The following is a 2,732-nucleotide window of genomic DNA, read 5'->3' as shown; positions in this document are numbered from 1 at the left end:
GCAGAACATGAGGATGAGTGCGGTGCGTGCAGCCTTGATCACAGGAAACTCCGTGTCACTTGCATAGGTGCCTAACGCCTGAATTAAGCCGACCCGCGAAGCGGGTTCGGCTTGAATGAATTGTTAGAGCGCACACTCATGGCTTAAATGTGATGCGCTCGAGAACAGACAGTCTATCTTGGAGTTCTTGGTTGGTGTCTGCAGCCACCCAAACATGAGCGACATAGCCATACTTCTTGTCAAGAACGATCAGCGTCTGCTGGCCGAAAGCTGAGGAGCTGTCCTCTGGGTCTTGCTGGTACCAGATCACCTTTTTATTCGCTACCCGACCCTTGCCAATGCGAACAGCATCTTTTGGCTTGAAGCTCGGATGGTTGCCGAGATAGACGCCGAAGGCGTTGGCCTCTGAGCCAGGCTTTGCGGCATAACAGACGTCAAAGTCAGGCCCCTCGTGATACGTCCACTCCAGCCCTGCGTTGACAGGCAAAGTGGGACAAACCTCAACGCCGCGCGCATACGTAGCAGGTGCAATGGATATAGAAACTAACAGTGCCAAGTAATGTTTCATGTGCGCTCTAACACCTGAATTAAGCCGCGCCGCGAAGCGGCGTCGGCTTGAATGAATTGTTAGGCCTCAAAGCCCCAGCCTCCCAACTTGCCGCCATATGAAACTGCTCGGTTCAGGAGCTCCGACTGCCATTGGATGATGTTGGCATGGGTTGGAACAATCTTTGGGTGTACTTGAACGTCCATTGGAAATTCTGCATTGTCAGGATCATGCGTGCAGCCCACTTTCTCCTCGCAGCGCAATATCTCTATTGCAAAATCGATTGCGGACTGGGGCGAAGGCATTAGGACAGAGAAGTCAATCTCTCTTGGCCTTGATAGATCAACGCCTCTCTTAGCTAAAGTCCACAAAGCGTCTCCGTCCTCATCGGCGGGGAAATCTTTAGAATCTCGATTCACGGGCATCTCTCCTTGAGGCCTAACACCAGAGTTAAGCCGACCCGCGAAGCGGGTTCGGCTTGGACGACTTGTTATGCGCGCCAAGGTAGACCCGAAGCCTGAGACCCGCAACGGGTCCGGGAGAGCAGGGGGCACGGACAAGGTGTCCGCAAGCCCGGAGCAGGTCGAGGCCAGCAAAGGCCGAAGCCGACAGCGCCGCCAATCCGAAGGTCATGAAGCCATCCTTTGCCGAGCGGCGCGAAAGAGATGCGTCCGAAGCCGATTGAAGCGAAGGCGGGTGATGAGACCAGTCCGCTTGCGTCAGTGACCGATCAACGCCGAAGACGACGGCGCTGCAGAAGTTGACGCATCACCGAAGCCCACAACACCAACACACCTACCCACGCATAACACCTTGAGTTAAGCCGACCCGCGAAGCGGGTTCGGCTTGAACGAATAGTTATACGCCAAGGTAAGCCCGAAGCCTGCGGCCTGCAACGGGGCCGGAACATCCGGGAGCAGGAAATCACTCGCCGCCAGCCCGTAGCAGGGTGGGGTCCGTAAAGACCGAAGCCGACAGCGACGCCGGCCCGCAAGTCGGGAGGTCATCCGGAGGCCGCGCGGCGCGAGAGCGATGTGTCCGAAGCCGAGTGAAGCGAAGTCAGAAGGACGCGATTGGTTGGCTTGCATCAACAATCGATCAGCACCGAAGCCGCGGGCGCCGCATGACCAACCCGCAATCGAAGCCGACACGACCAAAGCCCCACCCACGTATAACACCTGAATTAAGCCGACCCGCGAAGCGGGTTCGGCTTGAATGAATTGTTAGAACTCATCGCCGTGAGCGAATCGAACGCCATTGAATAGCAACTCTCGGCGATCTTGGAAATCCAAGATACGCATGCTACGGCCTTGGCCCAGATTGGCAAGGTAGTAGGCCGCGTCCTCTTGGTTGAACCAAGTTCTCGCAATGAGCTTCGGAGGCGATGACTCGAAATCAATGGCTGCGTATCGACTGGCTGAGTGACGATAGAAGCCGGATGGAATTGCGATGCCACTCTCCTTGCAGAAAGCCTCGATCTTGTCCTTGTAGCGCTCCGCCACGACAGACTCCAGGATGAGTTCTAACACCTGAATTAAGCCGAGCCGCGAAGCGGCTTCGGCTTGAATGAATTGTTAGGGGGTGGGCTCAACATCTGCCAGCACCCATGGCACGCGAGTCTGGAACTCAAGCTGGCAGACGGCAAGCCCGGCGAATGTGTCAGGCACCAAGCCGGTGTGGTGCGTCAGGCCGAGCTCGATGCCAGGTGCCAGAGGTTGGTACTGGATAGTGCCAGTGCCATCCGAGTGCGGCATTGCGTCCGCGCCAGAAATAATGCGGCCAACGAAATGGAACCAGCCGCCAGTGAGATAGAGGCCGGAAGGCTCTCGACACCAATGACACAACTCAGCTGGTTTGGATGGGTCAATGCCAATGGACTTGGCAAGCACAATGAACTCGGATGGAAAGGTCCGGCCCGCCGCAGCGTTGAAGTTGCGGCATTGATCGCAAGGGCAATCAGTACCGACGGGGAGCGCTGCGTAGGCCGACCGAGTGGCCTCCGCATCGCACTCAATCTCCCAGTTTGCGACCTGCAGATGCATGACGCTTTCCAAGCCCCCTAACGCCTGAATTAAGCCGCGCCGCGAAGCGGCGTCGGCTTGAATGAATTGTTAGCTGGCAACCGCAGTTCCCAGCTGTCGGCCAAGCACTCAAAGGTCTCGTCCTTCAGGTAGAACAAGTAGTG

4 protein-coding genes are annotated in these 2,732 nt (G+C 56.8%); all 4 read right to left on the bottom strand.

Features of this window, described 5'->3' with window-relative positions; translation table 11 throughout:
• Positions 1–136: 136 nt before the first annotated feature.
• A complete protein-coding gene (locus ACIPRS_RS18820; RefSeq protein ID WP_446539649.1) occupies positions 137–568 on the bottom strand; it encodes a hypothetical protein in 432 nt (143 codons plus the stop codon).
• A 59-nt stretch (positions 569–627) separates the two neighbouring features.
• Entirely contained in the window at positions 628–966 is a 339-nt protein-coding gene (locus ACIPRS_RS18815) for a ribonuclease E inhibitor RraB (protein ID WP_446539648.1), read from the bottom strand.
• Positions 967–1,770: 804 nt separating this feature from the next.
• Positions 1,771–2,049: a hypothetical protein gene (locus ACIPRS_RS18810; RefSeq protein WP_446539647.1), complete on the bottom strand. Its 279-nt coding sequence runs from the start codon at positions 2,047–2,049 to the stop codon at positions 1,771–1,773.
• 72 nt (positions 2,050–2,121) lie between these two features.
• Positions 2,122–2,589, bottom strand: coding sequence for a hypothetical protein (locus tag ACIPRS_RS18805; protein WP_446539646.1), 468 nt, complete (start codon positions 2,587–2,589; stop codon positions 2,122–2,124).
• Positions 2,590–2,732 lie beyond the last annotated feature (143 nt).

The organism is Pseudoxanthomonas sp. LARHCG66 (genome assembly GCF_052871755.1).
The sequence above is the reverse complement of the archived record's forward strand: the minus strand, read 5'-3'. Positions and strand labels throughout refer to the sequence as shown.

What these genes read in the sequence shown, in the direction of transcription:
- ACIPRS_RS18805 (WP_446539646.1), bottom strand. Translation starts at nt 2,589, where the DNA reads ATGCATCTGCAGGTCGCAAACTGGGAGATTGAGTGCGATGCGGAGGCC.
- ACIPRS_RS18820 (WP_446539649.1), bottom strand. Translation starts at nt 568, where the DNA reads ATGAAACATTACTTGGCACTGTTAGTTTCTATATCCATTGCACCTGCT.